This is a genomic window from Streptomyces sp. NPDC050439 (genome assembly GCF_040655335.1).
In the GTDB taxonomy this organism is placed as follows: domain Bacteria; phylum Actinomycetota; class Actinomycetes; order Streptomycetales; family Streptomycetaceae; genus Streptomyces.
Map to the genome: position 1 here is coordinate 88,037 of NZ_JBFAJT010000012.1, position 17,598 is coordinate 105,634.

10 protein-coding genes are annotated in these 17,598 nt (G+C 69.3%); 4 read left to right on the forward strand and 6 right to left on the reverse strand.

Annotated features, from left to right (window positions below):
- Positions 1-3 precede the first annotated feature (3 nt).
- A complete protein-coding gene (locus tag AB0I66_RS38640) occupies positions 4-1,992 on the forward strand; it encodes a CocE/NonD family hydrolase (protein ID WP_363212742.1) in 1,989 nt (662 codons plus the stop codon).
- Between the two features lie 4 nt (positions 1,993-1,996).
- Here the strand turns inward: AB0I66_RS38640 and AB0I66_RS38645 are convergent, their stop codons facing one another.
- On the reverse strand, positions 1,997-2,812 hold the full coding sequence (locus AB0I66_RS38645; RefSeq protein ID WP_363212743.1) for an HAD family hydrolase: 816 nt from the start codon (positions 2,810-2,812) through the stop codon (positions 1,997-1,999).
- Between the two features lie 230 nt (positions 2,813-3,042).
- Here AB0I66_RS38645 and AB0I66_RS38650 point away from each other — a divergent pair, with 230 nt between their 5' ends.
- The gene (locus AB0I66_RS38650) at positions 3,043-7,557 is read left to right on the forward strand and encodes a DUF6531 domain-containing protein (RefSeq protein ID WP_363212744.1); all 4,515 of its coding nucleotides are present in this window, start codon (positions 3,043-3,045) and stop codon (positions 7,555-7,557) included.
- Between the two features lie 34 nt (positions 7,558-7,591).
- On the forward strand, positions 7,592-8,101 hold the full coding sequence (locus tag AB0I66_RS38655) for a hypothetical protein (RefSeq protein ID WP_363212745.1): 510 nt from the start codon (positions 7,592-7,594) through the stop codon (positions 8,099-8,101).
- Positions 8,102-8,153: 52 nt separating this feature from the next.
- Here AB0I66_RS38655 and AB0I66_RS38660 read toward each other — a convergent pair whose 3' ends face one another.
- Positions 8,154-9,356, reverse strand: coding sequence for an FAD-dependent oxidoreductase (locus AB0I66_RS38660; RefSeq protein WP_363212746.1), 1,203 nt, complete (start codon positions 9,354-9,356; stop codon positions 8,154-8,156).
- 43 nt (positions 9,357-9,399) lie between these two features.
- Complete coding sequence (locus AB0I66_RS38665) at positions 9,400-10,665, reverse strand: ATP-grasp domain-containing protein (RefSeq protein ID WP_363212747.1); 1,266 nt, start codon at positions 10,663-10,665, stop codon at positions 9,400-9,402.
- Between the two features lie 194 nt (positions 10,666-10,859).
- Here AB0I66_RS38665 and fahA point away from each other — a divergent pair, with 194 nt between their 5' ends.
- The gene (gene fahA, locus AB0I66_RS38670; protein ID WP_363212748.1) at positions 10,860-12,164 is read left to right on the forward strand and encodes a fumarylacetoacetase; all 1,305 of its coding nucleotides are present in this window, start codon (positions 10,860-10,862) and stop codon (positions 12,162-12,164) included.
- Positions 12,165-12,236: 72 nt separating this feature from the next.
- Here fahA and recQ read toward each other — a convergent pair whose 3' ends face one another.
- The 3 genes from recQ to AB0I66_RS38685 form a co-directional block, all read right to left on the reverse strand.
- Entirely contained in the window at positions 12,237-14,204 is a 1,968-nt protein-coding gene (gene recQ, locus AB0I66_RS38675; protein WP_363212749.1) for a DNA helicase RecQ, read from the reverse strand.
- A gap of 159 nt (positions 14,205-14,363) precedes the next feature.
- Positions 14,364-16,028 (reverse strand): NADH-quinone oxidoreductase subunit NuoN, encoded by a 1,665-nt coding sequence (gene nuoN, locus AB0I66_RS38680; protein WP_363212750.1) that lies wholly within the window; start codon positions 16,026-16,028, stop codon positions 14,364-14,366.
- Entirely contained in the window at positions 16,025-17,596 is a 1,572-nt protein-coding gene (locus AB0I66_RS38685; protein ID WP_363212751.1) for an NADH-quinone oxidoreductase subunit M, read from the reverse strand. The genes nuoN and AB0I66_RS38685 overlap by 4 nt, the downstream gene beginning before the upstream one ends.
- Between the last annotated feature and the right edge of the window lie 2 nt (positions 17,597-17,598).

Below are 17,598 nucleotides of genomic sequence, written 5' to 3' on the forward strand. Positions count from 1 at the left end.
CCCATGCAGATTCGCACTTCCTTCCCGTACGAGACCACTCGCGAGGACGTCCAGGTACCCCTCCCGGACGGGACCAAGCTGTACGCGCGCATCTGGCGCCCGGTGACGGACGAACCCGTCCCCGCGCTCCTGGAGTACCTCCCCTACCGGCTGAGCGACTGGACGGCGCCGCGCGACTTCCAGCGCCACCCCTGGTACGCGGGCCATGGCTACGCCTCCGTGCGCGTGGACGTGCGCGGGCACGGCAACTCGGAGGGCATGCCGACCGACGAGTACTCCCCGGTCGAGCTGGCCGACGGGGTGGCGGTCGTCGACTGGCTCGCCGAGCAGCCCTGGTGTTCCGGCAAGGTCGGCATGTTCGGCATCTCCTGGGGCGGCTTCAACTCCCTCCAGATCGCGGCCCTCGCGCCCGAGCCGCTCAAGGCAGTCGTCACGGTCTGCTCCGCGGACGACCGTTATGACAACGACGTGCACTACATGGGTGGTTCCGTCCTCGCGGTGGACATGCACGCGTGGGCGGCGACGATGCTCGCCTTCGTCTCCCGTCCCCCGGACCCGCTGTTCGTCGGCGACCGCTGGCGGGAGATGTGGCTGAGCCGCCTCGAAGCCGTGGACCCCTTCATCCACACCTGGCTCGACCACCAGACCCGGGACGCCTACTGGCAGCACGGCAGCGTCTGCGAGGACTACTCCGCGATCGGCGCCGCCGTGCTCGCGGTGGGCGGCTTCCACGACCCCTACCGGGACACGGTCCTGCGTCTGGTCGAGCATCTGCCGGGTGATGTACGGGGCTTGATCGGCCCGTGGTCGCACCAGTACCCGGACCGAGGACTCCCTCCCGGCCCGGCGATCGGCTTCCTCCAGGAGACGCTGCGCTGGTGGGACCACCACCTCAAGGGCATCGACACGGGCGTCATGGCGGAGCCGAAGCTGCGCTCCTGGATCAGCGACTCGCACCCGCCGGCGACGGTGTACGCCGAGCTGCCGGGCGGCTGGGTCGGCGATCCCTCCTGGCCGTCGCCGAACGTCACCCCGACCCCGTACGCCCTCCAGGGCGCCCCGATGACCGTCGACTCCCCCCAGCACACGGGCCTGGACGCGGGCCGCTACTTCCCCTTCGGGAACGACGCGGACCTGCCGCCGGACCAGCGGGACGAGGACGCGAAGTCGGCGTGCTTCGAGTTCGAGGTCCCCTCGGCCGTACGCATCCTGGGCCGCCCCCAGGTGAAGCTTCGCCTGACGATGAACACCCCGTCCGGGCAGGCGATCGCGCGGGTGTGCGACGTGGCGCCGGACGGCTCGTCGACGCTGGTCACGCGAGGCGTCCTGAACCTGTCGTCCCGCAACGGCCGGGACCGGGTGGACCCCTGGCCGGTGGGCGGGACGGAAGACGTCACCTTCGAACTGAACGCGATCGGCCACACGTTCCCGCCCGGCCACAAGATCAGGCTCGCGGTGTCGTCCGCGTACTGGCCGTGGATCTGGCCGCAGGCGGACTCGGCGGGCTTCGTCCTGGACCCGGCGGGCAGCGCCCTGGAACTCCCTGTCCGGCAGGGCGACTTGGACCCCTCCATTGTGTTCTCACCTCCGGAGCAGTCGGAGCCCCTCGGGGTGGTGTACCCGGCGACACTCGACGAGCCGCGCCCCGAGCGCCTGGTCGTACGCGATGTGGCGAAGGGCGAGTGGCGCCTGGAGGTGGACCCGCGCTACGGCGGTACGCGGGTCTACCCGGACGGACTCGAATTCACCGAGGACGCGGTGGAGGCGTACACGATCGACGAGTCCGACCCGCTCTCCGCGCGCACCCGCTCCGACTGGTTCATCCGGCTGCACCGCCCCGAGCTGGCCTGGGACGTGTCGATCACCTCCCGCTCCGAGATCACGTGCGACGCGGCGGACTTCATCACGTCGAACGAGGTGGTGTGCAAGGAGGGGGACGAGGTGATCTTCCACCGCACGTGGGAGAAGCGGATCCCGAGGACGGCGGGCTAGAGCCCTACTCCCGAGAGTCGAGCAACCGCTCGAGCACGACGGCCACCCCGTCATCCTCATTGGACGAAGTCACTTCATCGGCAGCCGACTTGAGGTCGGCGTGGGCGTTGGCCATGGCGATGCCACGGGCCGCCCAGACGAACATCGGCACATCGTTGGGCATGTCCCCGAAGGCGATGGTGTCCTCGGCGGTCATCCCGAGCCGCTCGGCGGCGAGGGCGAGGCCGGTCGCCTTGGTCACCCCGCGCGGCTGCAGCTCGACCGTGCCGGGCCCTGACATGGTGACGGTGGCGAGGGGCCCGACGGCATCGCGGGCGACGGCGGCCAACTCGTCGTCGGTCAGCTCGGGATGGCGCAGGAGCACCTTGCTGATGGGCTCGGCCCAGAGCGCGTCCCGCTTGTGGACACGTACGGCGGGCAAGGTGGGGTGCGGCATCAGATACCCCGGCTCGATGAGGGTGAGCCCGTCCACGCCGTCCTGGTCGACGGCGGCGTAGACCTGCCCGACCTCCGCCTCGATCTTCCCGAGCGCGGCCTCGGCAAGATCGCGGTCGAGCGTCACGGACCAGATCATGCGGTCGGCCCCGGCGTCGTACAACTGGGCCCCCTGCCCGCAGACGGCGAGGCCACCGCCCCCCAGATCGTCGAACAGCGGCTTCACCCGGGGCGCGGGCCGCCCGGTCACCACCAGGTGGTGCGCCCCCGCCTCAGTGATCGCCGACAGCGCGGCCAACGACCGGTCGGAGACGGTGTCGTCGCCGCGCAGCAGCGTCCCGTCCAGGTCAGTGGCGATGAGTGAATATGCGAGGGGTGCAGCCATGATCCAGAGAATACGGATCCCGGGCGCCGCCGATAGCAACGTCACAAGAGCTGTGACGCCAAAAGTGCGCTGGTCGCACAACCGGCGCTCAAGCCAGGCTCACAGGATTCACCGGGACGGGTCCATACGAAACGGTCCCCTCCCCCCTCCCCTCCTCCACACCAGCAAACCTAGTAACTTTGCACCCCGCATCAAGTGTTGGCCGGCAAACGCGTGACGGGGGTTGCGGCATGGCGGGGAATCGTCCGGCGGATTGGCATGTCCTGGACCTGGACAAGGACCCCACGCCCGGTGATCCGGACCGGGTTCGCAACCTGGCGAAGAACCTGCACGACTTCGCCGACGACGTCTCGAAGGTGCTGCGGGACATCAAGGGAATGGCGGGCGAGGACGCCATCCTCACCTGGGCGGGCAAGACCGCCGAATCGTTCACCTCGGAATTCGAGTCGGCGCCGGGCAAGCTGAAGAAGCTCAAAAAGAGCTACGAGATGGCGGGCGACGCCCTGTCCACGTACTGGCCGGAACTGGAACGCTCCCAGGCCCTGGCGGACAAGGCCCTGGCGAAGGGCCGCGAGGCCCAGACCAGCCTGAGCGCAGCCCAGTCCCGCTTGACCTCAGCCGACTCCTGGGTGGATCGGGCAGGCAAGGAAGCCGACAAGTACAAAGACGACAAGGACTCCGGCGCGTCCAAGGACGTCCCCAAACCCGACCCGGACAAGGTCAAGGCCGCCACCCGCAACGCCAACTCAGCCGAAAAGGCCCAGACGGCTGCCAAGTCGGACGTAACCGCCGCCCAGTCCAGCCTGGACGCGGCGAAGAAGATGGCCGAGGACGCGCGCAAGATGCGCGAGAGCGCGGCCGGGACAGCGAAGAAGAAGCTCGAAGAGGCCTCCGACGCGGGCATCCAGAACCGCAAGTGGTGGGAGGAGGTCGGCGACTGGGTCACCGACAACTGGGACACCATCGTCGCCGTCTGCAAGGTCGTCGTCGCCGTACTCGGCGTCATCGCGATGATCATCGGCGGCCCGATCCTGGGCGCCATCGTCCTCATCGCCGCCCTGGTCGTCCTGGCCGACACCCTCCATAAATACGCCAACGGGGAAGCAGGCCTCCTCGACGTAGCCTTTGCCGCCCTGGACTGCATCCCCGGCATGAAGGGCCTCACCAGCCTGCGCGGCCTCGCCAAGGGCATGAAGGGCCTCAAGGCCGGGATGAAGGGCCTGTCACTCGGCGTCAAGGGCCTGGGGAAGGGGGCGCGCGCGATGGCGCGCCCCATGAAGAAGCTCTTCACCTGCGGCGATCCGATCGACATGGCCACCGGCGACATGGTGATGTCCGAGACCGATGTGGACCTCCCGGGAGTCCTCCCCCTGGAGCTCGAACGCCATCACCGCACCGGGCTGCGGTCGGGGCGCTGGTTCGGGCCCAGCTGGGGCTCGACACTGGATCAGCGCCTCATACTCGACGCAGGCGGAGTCCGTTTCACGACGGCCGACGGCATGGTCCTTCACTACCCCGTGCCGGACCCGGACGCCCCCGTGCTCCCGGTCGAGGGGCCGCGCTGGCCGCTGGAGTGGGACGCCCAGGGAGACACCATGGCCGTGCGACTGCCCGAGTCCGGCCTCACTCTCCGATTCCGGGCCCTCCCCGGCCGCCCCCTTGCCGAACTCCCCCTCGCGGCCATCACCGACCGCAACGGGAACGCGATCCGGCTGGAGTACGGCGCGGACGGCGCGCCCCATGAGCTGACGCACACCGGCGGCTACCGCATCGGGATGACCACGGACGAGGGCCGCATCACCGCCCTCACCCTGCTCAACGACCCCGAACGCCCCGTCCTTCTGCGTTACGGCTACGACGACGCCGGCAATCTCACGGAGATCTACAACTCGTCCGGCCTGCCCCTGAAGCTCAGTTACGACGGCAAGCGCCGTATCACGGGCTGGGAGGACCGCAACGGCACGTGGTACCGCTATGTGTACGACACCGAAGACCGCTGCGTCCGCACCAACGGCACCGACGGCATCCTCGACTACACCTACACGTACGACGCCGAGGGCCGCAGGTCTCTGGCGACCAACTCCCTCGGGCACACCACGACCTACGAGTTCAACGACGCCTATCAACTCGTCGCCGAGACCGACCCCTTGGGCCACACCACCACCCGCACCTGGGACCGCTACGACAACCTCGAGTCCCTGACCGACGCTCTCGGTCGCACCACGACGTACACCTACGACGAGAGCGGCAACAGCACCGGTGTAGTCCACCCGGACGGCAGTGGCGCCCAGTACGAGTACGACAGTTCCGGGGCTCTGGTCACGGCGACCGAGCAGGACGGCGCCCGATGGCGGTACGCGCACGACTCCCGCGGGAACATCGTCTCGATCACGGACCCCGTCGGCGCCGGCACCACGTACACATATGACGACACTGGCGCCGTCGCCTCCGTCACCGATCATCTCGGTGAGGTGAGCCGGGTCGAGAGCTCCCCGGCCGGCCTTGCCACAGCCGTGTGTACCCCGCTCGGCGCCATAACCCGATTCGAGCACGACGCGTTCGGCCGCATCAGCCGGGTCCAGGAACCCGACGCGTCGGTCACCAAGGCCACGTGGACCGCCGAAGGGCTCCCGGCTCACCGTGAATTCCCCGACGGCACGGCCGAGAGCTGGGTGTACGACCCCGAGGGCAACATTCTGGCCCACACTGATGCGAACGGCGCCGTGACGCGGTTCGAGACAGCTCCGTTCGACCGGAGCCGCGCCCGGACGACGCAGGACGGAGCACGTGTCGAGTTCACCTACGACACCGAGCTCAGGCCGGTGGTCGTGACGAACGCCGAAGGACAGACCTGGACCTACGCATACGACTGCGTGGGCAACATCGTCCGTGAGACCGACTTCAACGGCCGAACGATCTCCTATCGCCACGACGCCGTCGGTCACATCGCGGAACGGACCAACGGGGCAGGCCAGAGCATCGGATACGTCCGGGACCTCCTCGACAGGGTCGTCGAACAGCGCGACTCCGACGGCAACCTCACCCGGTTCGAGTACGACCAGGGCGGAGCGATCGTCCGGGCCGCCAACCGGGACGCCGAGCTGACCTTCACGTACGACATTCACGGCCGTGTGCTGTCCGAAAGCTGCAACGGCCGCGTGCTGACCAACACTTATGACACCGCGGGCCGTCGTCTGAGCCGCCGGACTCCCGCCGGCGTCCTGAGCGAGTGGAAGTACGACTCCGAGCACCAGCCGGTCGAACTCCACGGCTCCGGCCGCAGCGTCCGCTTCGACTACGACCCGGCCGGGAATGAGACCGTCCGTGAGCTCCCGTCCGGCGCCTCCCTCGTCCACGGGTGGAGCGCCGGCCACCGCCTGACGTCCCAGGCGGTCCGCGCTCCCCGAGCGACGGCCCCCGCCGTCGATCGCAGTTATTCCTACCGGGCCGACGGGCTGCTCCGGTCCGTCACCGATGCCACGTCGGGCACGTCGGCGTACGAGCTCGACGTGAACGGCAGGGTCACTGCAGTGGCCTCCGCGGACCGCAGCGAGACGTACGCCTACGACAAGCTCGGAAACCTCGTCCACTCGGCGTCAACAGACGGTCGTGGGACGGATGTCCAAGGGTCCCTCACCTACTCCGGCACCCTGGTGCGAACCGCGGGCAGGGCGCGCTACGAGCACGACGGGCAGGGCCGCGTGGTTCGCCACACCCGTGCGCTGCTGTCCGGAGGGTCCCGCACCTGGCTCTTCGACTGGGACGCGGAGGACCGCCTGCGGGAGGTCACCACCCCGGACGGGCGGCGCTGGCGCTACCGGTACGACCCGCTCGGCAGGCGCACGGCCAAGGAGCTGCTCTCCGCGAGCGGCGAATCGGTGGTCGAGCGCACCGACTTCGTCTGGGACGGCACGCGTCTGGCGGAGGAGAGTCGCACGATTCCCGGTGAGGGCGACAGCGGCCGCATCACCACCTGGGACTGGCAGCCGGGCGGCGACCGTCCGATCGCACAGCGAAGCCGCTCTGGAAGCACGCCCGACGATCAGGGTCTGGTGGACGAGCGGTTCTACTCCATCGTGACCGACCTCGTCGGCACCCCGACCGAACTCGTCGACGAGGACGGCGCCGTCGCCTGGCGCTCCAGGACTTCGCTGTGGGGACTTCCTCTCCAGGACGCGCCTGGGGAAGTCGGCTGTCCTCTCCGATTCCCCGGTCAGTATTACGATGCCGAGACCGGCCTCCACTACAACCATCACCGTTATTACGACCCCAGCACCGCGCGCTATCACAGCCCTGACCCACTCGGTCTCGATCCGGCGCCGCATCACCACAACTACGTGATCAATCCGCTTACTTGGATTGACCCACTGGGTCTTGCCCCGTCCTGCAAAGCCGTTATCCGGCACTACACGGACAAGGGTGGCTACCAGAAGATCATGAGCGGCGGAAGCAAGGAGGGGATCACTCTCAAGGTCCCCAAGAGTTCAAAGGGAAAGAACGCCTCCGCGGTCTACGTCTCGCCGATGAGCCCCGCCGACGTCGCGAAGAAGCCCGGTGGATTCAAGTCCTACCTCGGCCTGACCCGGGAGAAGAGCGAGTACATGATCGAGTTCGAAGTCGAGAAGAAGCTCTTCTCCGGCCGTCTTCCCGGCACCCGCAGCCACGTCTGGTTCTCCAACAAGGACGTCAGCATTCCCCGCGACGCGATCAGGTACCACGGGCCCACCTCGGGCTGGAAGGCCTGATCGACACCGAAGCGCACAGCAAGGCAAGGAACACATGGAAATCACCGGCCACTCGAGCGACTTCGTCGTCGACGCCAGCCTCCCCACGGCGATGAAGCAGTTCGTCATGCGCAGGCACCGGCACTGGCCCGGCATTTTCCTGTACGGAGAGCCGGTCTCCGCGGAATCCCTGGCCGCGTGGGATCTCCCGGAAGTCGACGCCGACGACGAGTACTCGGGCATCGTCACCTTCTCGGCCGGCCAGGAGATGGAGGACTTCTGGGAGGAGAACGGCTACGCCCTCAACAGCGACGGCGAAGGCCCCTTCTCGGTCTTCTACAGCCTCCGTCCACAACCACTGCGCGCCGCCCGGGTGACAGGGGTCCAGGGTGCGGACCCCGAGGCCGTGGCCGCCGTCGAAGGTGCCGGGCTGCTCCTGGGCGAGTACTTCGCCGTCAGTCTCATCACGCCGGACGATCCGGCGACGGATCCCTTCTCGGCGCGCGTTCTTCGTGACTTCGTCGAGTCGTTCGGGTCGGGCCCCGGCGAAACGGCCAGTACCTGATCCGAGTAGGGGGCCCGCCGCCAGCCGGCACCCCCGTTCTCCCCCGGTCAGCTCAGCCGTGTGCCCGTGCCAAGTGCCCCACCAGCCGAGGTGAGGCGAACTCCGTTCCGCATACGAAGCGCATCACCGGGCCGTACGACGCCGCTGCCGGGAGGCCGGTGAAGTACAGGCCCGGGACCGATGAGGCGTAGCCCGCGCCCAACTTCGGGGTGCCTCGGCTTGTGGTGAGGCGGGCGCGGAGTGCGGGGCCCAGGAAGTCCATCGCGGCGATGTCCACGCGGTAGCCCGTCGCCGCGATGACGTGGTCGGCGGAGAGTTCGCGGACACGGCCGCCCAGGGTCTCCACCCGCAGGACGGGGCTGCCGTCCCGGACGTCCGCCGCCATGACGCGGCGGACCTCGCGCTTCTCGACCTTGCCCTCGAAGCGCTCGCGCAGCCACCACGCGCCCAGCGGTCCGAGAATGCGGCGGACCAGGTAGTGGCGGGCCTGCGGGGGCAGGTAGCGGTAGGGGTGGGGGTAGTAGCTGATCGCGTACAGCGACCAGGCGCGGCCGAACGGCGACTGGGGGCGCAGCTTCGGCTGCTCCCACGGAGGCGCCCCGAAGGCCACCGACCCCCTGCCGCGCGCCACCACCTTCACGCTCGCGCCCGCCTCGGCGGCGAGCGCGGCCGTCTCCAGGGCCGACTGCCCCGCGCCGACCACGAGCAGCTCACGCCCCGCGAACCGCGACAGATCGCTGTGCTGCGAGCTGTGTGACACGGGCCCGGTGGGAGACGGGCCGTCCGGCACCGCGGCGGCGAGCGCCGGCGGCAGTTGCGCGAGCCCCGAGAGCCCGCTCGCGACCACGACCGCGCGGGCCGTGAACTGCTCGCCGGAGTCCAGCTTCAGGTCGAACCCCGCCGTGCCCTTGCGGTCCACCGACACCACCCGCACCTGCTCCAGGTCGGGCACGAGTCTCTCCCTGAACCACTCCCCGTAGGCGACGAAGGTCTCGATCGGGACGATGTCCTCGTCCGTGATCAGCCGCCGGATGCCCGCCGCGTCGCAGTAGTCAACGAGGTTGTGGCCGCGCTGCGGCGCGTCGATGTTCGAGGCGACGGGGGTCGATTTCAGGAGCATGCCCGCGGGCATGTGCGCCCGCCAGCTCACCATCGGGTCACCGAAGACCCGCACCGGAATCCCGCGGGCCCGCAGATGGGCCGCGGTGGACAGGCCGAACGGCCCCGCCCCGATCACTGCTACCGGATGGATCACGAAGTCCCTCCCCAGGACGTCACTTGCCGCGTGTGCCGTGTGCCTACTTCGTGGGTGATGAACTGCTGCCGCGGCGGTTGCTCCGCCACAGTTGATAGAGATGCTTCGCCCCGGGCCGCACGAAACGCGCGAGCATCGTGAAGAACGGCTTCATGTCGTCCGCCGCCAGCCACGCCAGCTCCGTACTACTCGCGTGTGGGGGCGCGTGCGGCGTCGTATAGCCGCTGCGGCGGTAGGCGAGGAGCGCGGGCAGGTCGATGTTCTCCACGACATACCGGTGCCCGGCGCGCTGTTCCCCTTTGGGAACCGGGCGCCCCGTCAGGTGCAGATGCATGGCGCGAACCACATCGATCCCGGACTCGCTCTCGAAGAGCCGGAATTGCGCACCCATACGGGGGTTGAAGTCGAGCAGCTTGTACTGACCGTCCCGCCGGTCGAAGCGGAGGTCGAGGTCGATGACGCCGGTGAAGCCGATCTGTTTGATGAAACGAGCGGCGAGGTCCGCGAGTTCCGGATTGTCGACGACGTACGCGTTCGCCGTCATCCCCGCGTGCGGCGGCCAGGAGCGCACCTTGACGCCCGTGAACATCGCGCGCGGCGCCGAGTCCGCGTCGAAGTACGCGTGCACGATCCAGTCCTCGGCCTGCTCCCGCGGCAGATACTCCTGGAGGATCACCCCGGGCCGCTCGCCCCAGCCACGGGCGAGGCAGAGCAGCCGCTCCGGGGTCTCGATGCGGGTCGTCCCGCTCACCGCGGGTCTGGAACGGCGCGTGAACGCCTCGCGGTTCTTGGCGACCACCGGGAACGTCGCCCCGGCGGCGAACTCCGCCACGTCCCCGTAACTATCGGGGAAGGACGCGGCGGGCGAGGCGATGCCGTGCTCCACGCACAGCTCGTGCAGGCCCTGCTTGCTGGCGAGCCGGCGGGGCAACTGCGGCTCCACGCGCGGGAAGAGGAACCCCGCCGCGGCCAACGGCTCCTGGTGCTCGGCGATGAGGACGGCCGCTTCCTCGTCGGTCGGGATCAGGACCGTGGGTCTGCCGATCCGGCGCGCGATGCGCAGCATCCCCTCGACGAGCCGCCGCGGCTCCTCCACCCCGGTGGTCGGCCAGGGAAACGCGCCGGTCAGATGGCGGGAGGCCGCCGCCGGCGTGTAACGGTCCTCCGTGATCGCGTACATGGGCACGCCGAGCCGTCCGAGGCTGCGGATCGCGCCCACGCCGCCGTGGTGCAGCGGATAGTTTCCGAACTTCACGATCAGGCCGGGCACCTCACGGTCCACCGCGAAGGGCAGGCTGTCGTTCCTCATGGCCACGGGTCCCCCCACGTGTCCCTCCGTATGACCCGGACCCACCCCGTCCGCGTCCCCCCAAAGGACGCTAAGCCGGAACTGACCACTCCAGCAAGATTTATTCGGACATTGCGAACTCTTTAGACACTGCCCCAACCGAGGGTTCCCACGTAACGTGTGGCACACCCATATGGAAAGCGAGGCAGGTACGCATGTCCGAGCACACCCCGCTCGATCCGGCCGGGAGCGACCCTTCCGTCCGCTCCGTAAGCGATCCCTTCGCTCTCGCGGAGGGTGATCCCTTCGGGCCGCACAATCTCCCGTACGGCGTGTTCTCCCTGGCCACGGGCCCCGAGGGCGCGTCCGGAGCCGGTGAGCGCCGCGTCGGCGTACGGCTCGGCGATCACGTCCTGGACGCGGGTGCGGCGGCCGCGGCGCTCGGCTCGCCCTATGTCTCGCTGCTCGCCCGGCCCACGCTCAACCCGCTGCTCGCGGCGGGCCGCACGGCCTGGTCGGACGTGCGGCGCGCGATCACGGCCTGGGTCACGATCCCGGCGCACCGCGAAGTCGTGCGCCCCCTCATGTACCCCCTGTCCGAGGTCACGCTGCACCTCCCCTTCGAGGTCGCCGACTACGTGGATTTCTACGCCTCGGAACACCACGCGTCACACCTGGGGCAGATCTTCCGTCCGGACGCACCGTCCCCGCTGACCCCCAACTGGAAGCACCTCCCCATCGGTTACCACGGCCGGTCCGGCACCGTTGTGGTCTCCGGCACCGAGGTGGTACGCCCCTCGGGGCAGCGCAAGGCGCCCACGGAGACGGCCCCGGTCTTCGGGCCCTCCGTCCGCCTCGACATCGAGGCCGAGGTCGGCTTCGTCGTGGGTACGCCGTCGGAGCTGGGCACGCCGGTGCCGCTCGCGGACTTCCGGGAGCACGTCTTCGGGCTGACCCTCCTCAACGACTGGTCGGCGCGCGACATCCAGGCATGGGAGTACGTCCCGCTCGGGCCGTTCCTCGGCAAGTCCTTCGCCACCTCGGTCTCGGCGTGGATCACCCCCCTTGAGGCCCTGGACGCGGCGCGGGTCGCCCCTCCGGAGCGCACGCACGAACTCCTGCCCTACCTGGACGACTCGGCGGAGTCCGTCGCCGACGAACCCGGCGGCTACGACCTGCGCATCACCGTGGCCCTGAACGGCCACGTCATCTCCGAGCCGCCCTTCTCCACCGTCTACTGGACGGCCGCCCAGCAGCTGGCCCACATGACGGCGAACGGCGCGTCCCTGCGCACGGGTGACCTGTACGGCTCGGGCACCGTGAGCGGTCCCTCCGAGGGGCAGTACGGCTCCCTCATCGAGATCACCTGGAACGGCCGCGACGCTCTTGTCCTCCCGGACGGGAAGCGGACGTTCCTGGAGGACGGCGACGAGGTCACGCTGACGGCGTGGGCCCCGGGGCCTGACGGCACGCGGGTGGGCCTCGGCGAAGTTTCTGGCAGGGTCGCCTCGGCCCGTTAAGTCACCTGCTGCGCCGTCGTGGCTGGGCGCGCCGTTCCCCGCGCCCCTGCGGGGCGCTCCCTGCTCGGCTGCTCAGAAGTCCTCCGGGGGCTCCGGCCAGTCCTCCTCCGGGGGCTCCGGGGGCTCTGTAGTCTGCGGAGCCCCCGGAGCGGCCGTGCCGTCCAGCTCCGCCAGGACCTCCAGCACCCCCTCCCCGTACGTCGCCAGCTTCTTCTCGCCGAGGCCGCTGATGCCGCCGAGTTCCGCCAGGGACGACGGACGCAGCGTGGCGATCTCGCGCAGGGTGGCGTCGTGGAAGATCACGTACGCGGGCAGGCCCAGCTCCTTGGCCTGCGCACCGCGCCACGCCCGCAGCGCCTCGAACACCGGCACCGCTTCCTGAGGCAGCTCGGCGACCGCCGCCGCGGACTTCGCCTTGCGCTCCCCCTTCGCGGCCTTCGCCGCGGCCGGCCGCTTCGGCTCCTTGCGCAACCGCACCTCCCGCTCCCGGCCGAGGACTGAACCGCTCTCCTCGGTCAGGACCAGCGTGCCGTACTCCCCCTCGACCGCGAGCAGTCCCTGGGCCAGCAACTGCCGCACCACGCCCCGCCATTCGGCCTCCGCTAGCTCCTCGCCGATGCCGAAGACCGAGAGCTGGTCGTGGTCGAACTGGATGACCTTGGCGGTCTTCTTGCCGAGCAGGATGTCGATGATCTGGCCCGCGCCGAACTTCTGGCCGCGCTCGCGCTGGAGCCGCACGATCGTGGAGAGGACCTTCTGGGCCGGGACCGTGCCGTCCCAGGTCTCCGGGGGCGTCAGGCACGTGTCGCAGTTGCCGCAGGACGGTGCGTCCGCGTCCTGGCCGAAGTACGTGAGGAGTTGGGCCCTGCGGCACTGGGCCGTCTCGCACAGGGCCAGCATCGAGTCCAGATGCGAGGCCGCCCGGCGGCGGAACGCCTCGTCGCCCTCGCTGCCCTGGATCATCTTCCGCTGCTGGACGACGTCCTGCAGGCCGTACGCCATCCAGGCCGTGGAGGGGAGTCCGTCGCGGCCCGCGCGGCCCGTCTCCTGGTAGTACCCCTCGACCGACTTCGGCAGGTCGAGGTGGGCGACGAAGCGGACGTCCGGCTTGTCGATGCCCATGCCGAAGGCGATCGTGGCGCAGACGACCAGGCCCTCCTCGCGCAGGAAGCGGGACTGGTGGGCGGCGCGCATCCGGCCGTCGAGACCCGCGTGGTACGGAACGGCCTCGATGCCGTTCTTGCACAGGAACTCGGCGGTCTTCTCCACCGAATTGCGCGAGAGGCAGTAGACGATGCCCGCGTCGCCCGCGTGCTCCTCCTTGAGGAAGGCCAGGAGCTGCTTCTTCGGCTCGGCCTTCGGCACGATGCGGTACTGGATGTTGGGCCGGTCGAAGCTCGCCACGAAGTGCTTGGCGTCCGGCATGCCGAGCCGCTCGGTGATCTCCCGGTGCGTGGCGTGCGTCGCCGTCGCCGTAAGAGCGATCCGCGGCACGTCCGGCCAGCGCTCGCCGAGGAGGGACAGCGCCAGATAGTCCGGGCGGAAGTCGTGGCCCCACTGCGCGACGCAGTGCGCCTCGTCGATCGCGAAGACGGAGATCTTGGCACGGGACAGCAGATCGAGCGTCCCCTCCAGGCGCAGCCGCTCCGGCGCCAGATACAGCACGTCGAGCTCCCCCGCGAGGAACTCCGCCTCCATCACGCGCCGCTCGTCGAAGTCCTGCGTGGAGTTGATGAACCCGGCCCGCACGCCGAGTGCCCGCAGCGCGTCCACCTGGTCCTGCATGAGCGCGATGAGGGGCGAGATGACGACGCCCGTGCCGGGCCGCACCAGGGCCGGGATCTGATAGCAGAGCGACTTGCCGCCGCCGGTGGGCATCAGCACGACGGAGTCCCCGCCCGCGACCACGTGGTCGATGATCGCTTCCTGCTCGCCGCGGAACGCGTCGTACCCGAAGACGCGGTGCAGCGTCCGCAGCGCGTCACTCTCCGCCACCGCGCCGTTCTCCGTCACCGCGCTCGCTACGGTCACCTCACCCATGCCATCGTTCCCATCCATCGCCCTGCCCCCGTACGTCGCGCTTCGACCACAGACTCCACGATAGGGCTCCGGACCGACACCTCAGGAAGTTATCCACAGGCCGCTGCCCGGCACCCCTGTCGGACGGGGTGCCGGGCAGCGGCGGATGGAACAGGTGAGCTACCGGACGAAGACCCCCGCCTGGTTCGCCAGCTCCAGGAAGTACTGCGGGGCTACGCCCAGGACCAGCGTCACCGCGACACCCACGCCGATCGCCGTCATGGTCAGCGGCGAGGGCACGGCGACCGTCGGGCCGTCCGCCTTCGGCTCGCTGAAGAACATGAGCACGATCACGCGGATGTAGAAGAACGCCGCGATCGCGGACGAGATCACACCGACCACGACGAGCGCGCCCGCGCCACCCTCGGCCGCCGCCTTGAACACCGCGAACTTCCCGGAGAACCCGGAGGTCAGCGGAATGCCGGCGAAGGCAAGCAGGAACACCGCGAAGACCGCGGCGACCAGCGGCGAGCGTCGGCCGAGCCCCGCCCACTTCGACAGGTGCGTGGCCTCGCCGCCCGCGTCCCGCACCAGCGTGACCACCGCGAACGCACCGATCGTCACGAAGGAGTAGGCCCCCAGGTAGAAGAGGACCGACGAGATGCCGTCCGGCGTCATGGCGATGACACCGGCGAGGATGAAGCCCGCGTGGGCGATCGAGGAGTACGCGAGCAGCCGCTTGATGTCGGTCTGGGTGATCGCGACGATCGCGCCGGCCAGCATCGTGAGGATCACGACGCCCCACATCACGGGCCGCCAGTCCCAGCGAAGGCCCGGCAGCACCACGTACAGGAGCCGGAGCAGCGCACCGAAGGCGGCCACCTTCGTCGCGGCGGCCATGAAGCCGGTGACCGGGGTGGGCGCGCCCTCGTACACATCCGGGGTCCACATGTGGAACGGCACCGCGCCGACCTTGAAGAGCAGACCCATGACGATCATCGCGGCGCCGATCAGGAGCAGCGCGTCGTTGCCCATGGTGTCGGCGAGCGCGGGGTTGACCTCCTGGATGCTGCCGTCGATGACCTTGGCGATCGTGCCGTACGACACCGAGCCCGCGTACCCGTAGAGCAGGGCGATCCCGAAGAGCAGGAACGCCGAGGAGAACGAGCCGAGCAGGAAGTACTTGACGGCGGCTTCCTGCGACATCAGGCGCTTGCGGCGGGCGAGCGCGCACAGCAGGTAGAGCGGCAGCGAGAAGACCTCAAGGGCGATGAAGAGCGTCAGGAGGTCGTTCGCCGACGGGAAGACGAGCATCCCGCCGATCGCGAACAGCGCGAGCGGGAACACCTCGGTGGTGGTGAACCCGGCCTTCGTGGCGGCCTGTTCGCCCTCGCTGCCCGGCACGGAACCGGCCTGCGCGGCGAACGAGTCCACGCGCTTCCCGTGCGCCACCGGGTCGAGCCGACGCTCGGCGAAGGTGAAGATCGCGACGAGTCCCGCGAGGAGGATCGTGCCCTGCAGGAAGAGCGCCGGTCCGTCGACCGCGATGGCGCCCATGGCCGCGATGTGCGCCTTCGTCGTGCCGTACCCGGTGGCCGCGAGCCCGACGACCGCGGCGAAGGCCGCGGTGAGGGCGACGACCGCCACGAACACCTGCGCGTAGTACCGGGATTTCCGCGGCACGAAGGCCTCGATGAGAATCCCGAGGACGGCCGCGCCGATGACGATCAACGTCGGTGACAGCTGCCCGTACTCGATCGTGGGAGTGTCGATCTTGTCGATCTGATCCTGGGGCGCCGCGGCCGACGCCATTGTCCACAGGCTGTGGACAGCCGATGCGCTCACTTGGCCGCCTCCACGTCGGGCTTCGGGTCCTTCTGCTGTACGTCGGACATGGTGTGCTTGACCGCCGGGTTGACCAGGTCGGTGAGCGGCTTCGGGTAGACGCCGAGGCCGATCAGGAGCGCGATCAGCGGTGTGACGACCAGGAGTTCACGCACCCGCAGGTCCGGCATGGCCGAGACCTCCGGCTTCACCGGGCCCGTCATCGTCCGCTGGTAGAGGACGAGGGTGTAGAGCGCGGCGAGCACGATGCCGATGGTGGCGATGATCCCGACCACCGGATAGCGCGCGAACGCGCCGACCAGGACCAGGAATTCACTCACGAAGGGCGCGAGCCCCGGCAGCGAGAGCGTCGCGAGACCACCGATCAGGAAGGTTCCGGCGAGTACCGGTGCGACCTTCTGCACTCCTCCGTAGTCCGCGATGAGCCGTGAGCCGCGCCGCGAGATCAGGAAGCCGGCCACCAGCATCAGGGCGGCGGTCGAGATCCCGTGGTTGACCATGTAGAGCGTCGCGCCGGACTGTCCCTGCGAGGTCATCGCGAAGATGCCGAGAATGATGAACCCGAAGTGCGAGATCGACGCGTACGCCACCAGGCGCTTGATGTCGCGCTGGCCGACGGCGAGCAGCGCGCCGTAGATGATGCTGACCAGCGCGAGCACGAGGACGACCGGTGTCGCCCACTTGCTCGCCTCGGGGAAGAGCCCGAGGCAGAAGCGCAGCATCGCGAACGTGCCGACCTTGTCGACCACTGCCGTGATCAGTACGGCGACCGGGGCCGTGGCCTCGCCCATCGCGTTCGGCAGCCAGGTGTGCAGCGGCCACAGCGGCGCCTTCACCGCGAAGGCGAAGAAGAAGCCGAGGAACAGCCACCGCTCGGTGCTGGTCGCCATGTCGAGGGTGCCGTTGGCCCGCGCCTCGGTGATCTCCTGGAGCGAGAAGTTCCCCGCCACCGCGTAGAGCCCGATCACGGCGGCCAGCATGATGAGGCCACCGGCGAGGTTGTAGAGGAGGAACTTCACGGCCGCGTACGAGCGTTGCGCCGACGCCTTCTCGTCGCTGCCCGCGTGGGCACGGTCCCCGAAGCCGCCGATGAGGAAGTACATCGGGATGAGCATGGCTTCGAAGAAGATGTAGAAGAGGAAGACGTCGGTGGCCACGAAGGAGATGATCACCATCGCCTCGACGGCGAGGATCAGGGCGAAGAAGCCCTGGGTCGGCCGCCAGCGCGAGGACTTGGTTTCGAGGGGATCCGCGTCGTGCCAGCCGGCCAGGATGATGAAGGGCATCAGAAGCGCCGTGAGCGCGAGGAGAGCGACACCGATGCCGTCCACCCCGAGCTCGTACCGCACTCCGAATTCCGCGATCCAAGCGCGCGACTCGGTCAGTTGATAGCGGGCCCCGTCGGGGTCGAATCGCACGAGCACGGTCACGGCGAGCGCGAGCGTGGCGAGCGACACGAGCAGCGCGAGCCACTTGGCGGCGGTACGCCGGGCGGCCGGTACGGCCGCCACGGCGATCGCGCCTACCGCGGGCAGGGCCGCCGTCGCTGTCAGGAGGGGAAAGGACATCG

Bases quoted from the DNA above. Each gene is read 5' to 3' on its own strand.
- AB0I66_RS38645 (WP_363212743.1), bottom strand. From the start codon at position 2,812: ATGGCTGCACCCCTCGCATATTCACTCATCGCCACTGACCTGGACGGG.
- AB0I66_RS38685 (WP_363212751.1), bottom strand. From the start codon at position 17,596: ATGTCCTTTCCCCTCCTGACAGCGACGGCGGCCCTGCCCGCGGTAGGC.
- AB0I66_RS38655 (WP_363212745.1), top strand. From the start codon at position 7,592: ATGGAAATCACCGGCCACTCGAGCGACTTCGTCGTCGACGCCAGCCTC.
- AB0I66_RS38665 (WP_363212747.1), bottom strand. From the start codon at position 10,665: ATGAGGAACGACAGCCTGCCCTTCGCGGTGGACCGTGAGGTGCCCGGC.
- recQ (WP_363212749.1), bottom strand. From the start codon at position 14,204: ATGGGTGAGGTGACCGTAGCGAGCGCGGTGACGGAGAACGGCGCGGTG.
- AB0I66_RS38640 (WP_363212742.1), top strand. From the start codon at position 4: ATGCAGATTCGCACTTCCTTCCCGTACGAGACCACTCGCGAGGACGTC.
- fahA (WP_363212748.1), top strand. From the start codon at position 10,860: ATGTCCGAGCACACCCCGCTCGATCCGGCCGGGAGCGACCCTTCCGTC.
- AB0I66_RS38650 (WP_363212744.1), top strand. From the start codon at position 3,043: ATGGCGGGGAATCGTCCGGCGGATTGGCATGTCCTGGACCTGGACAAG.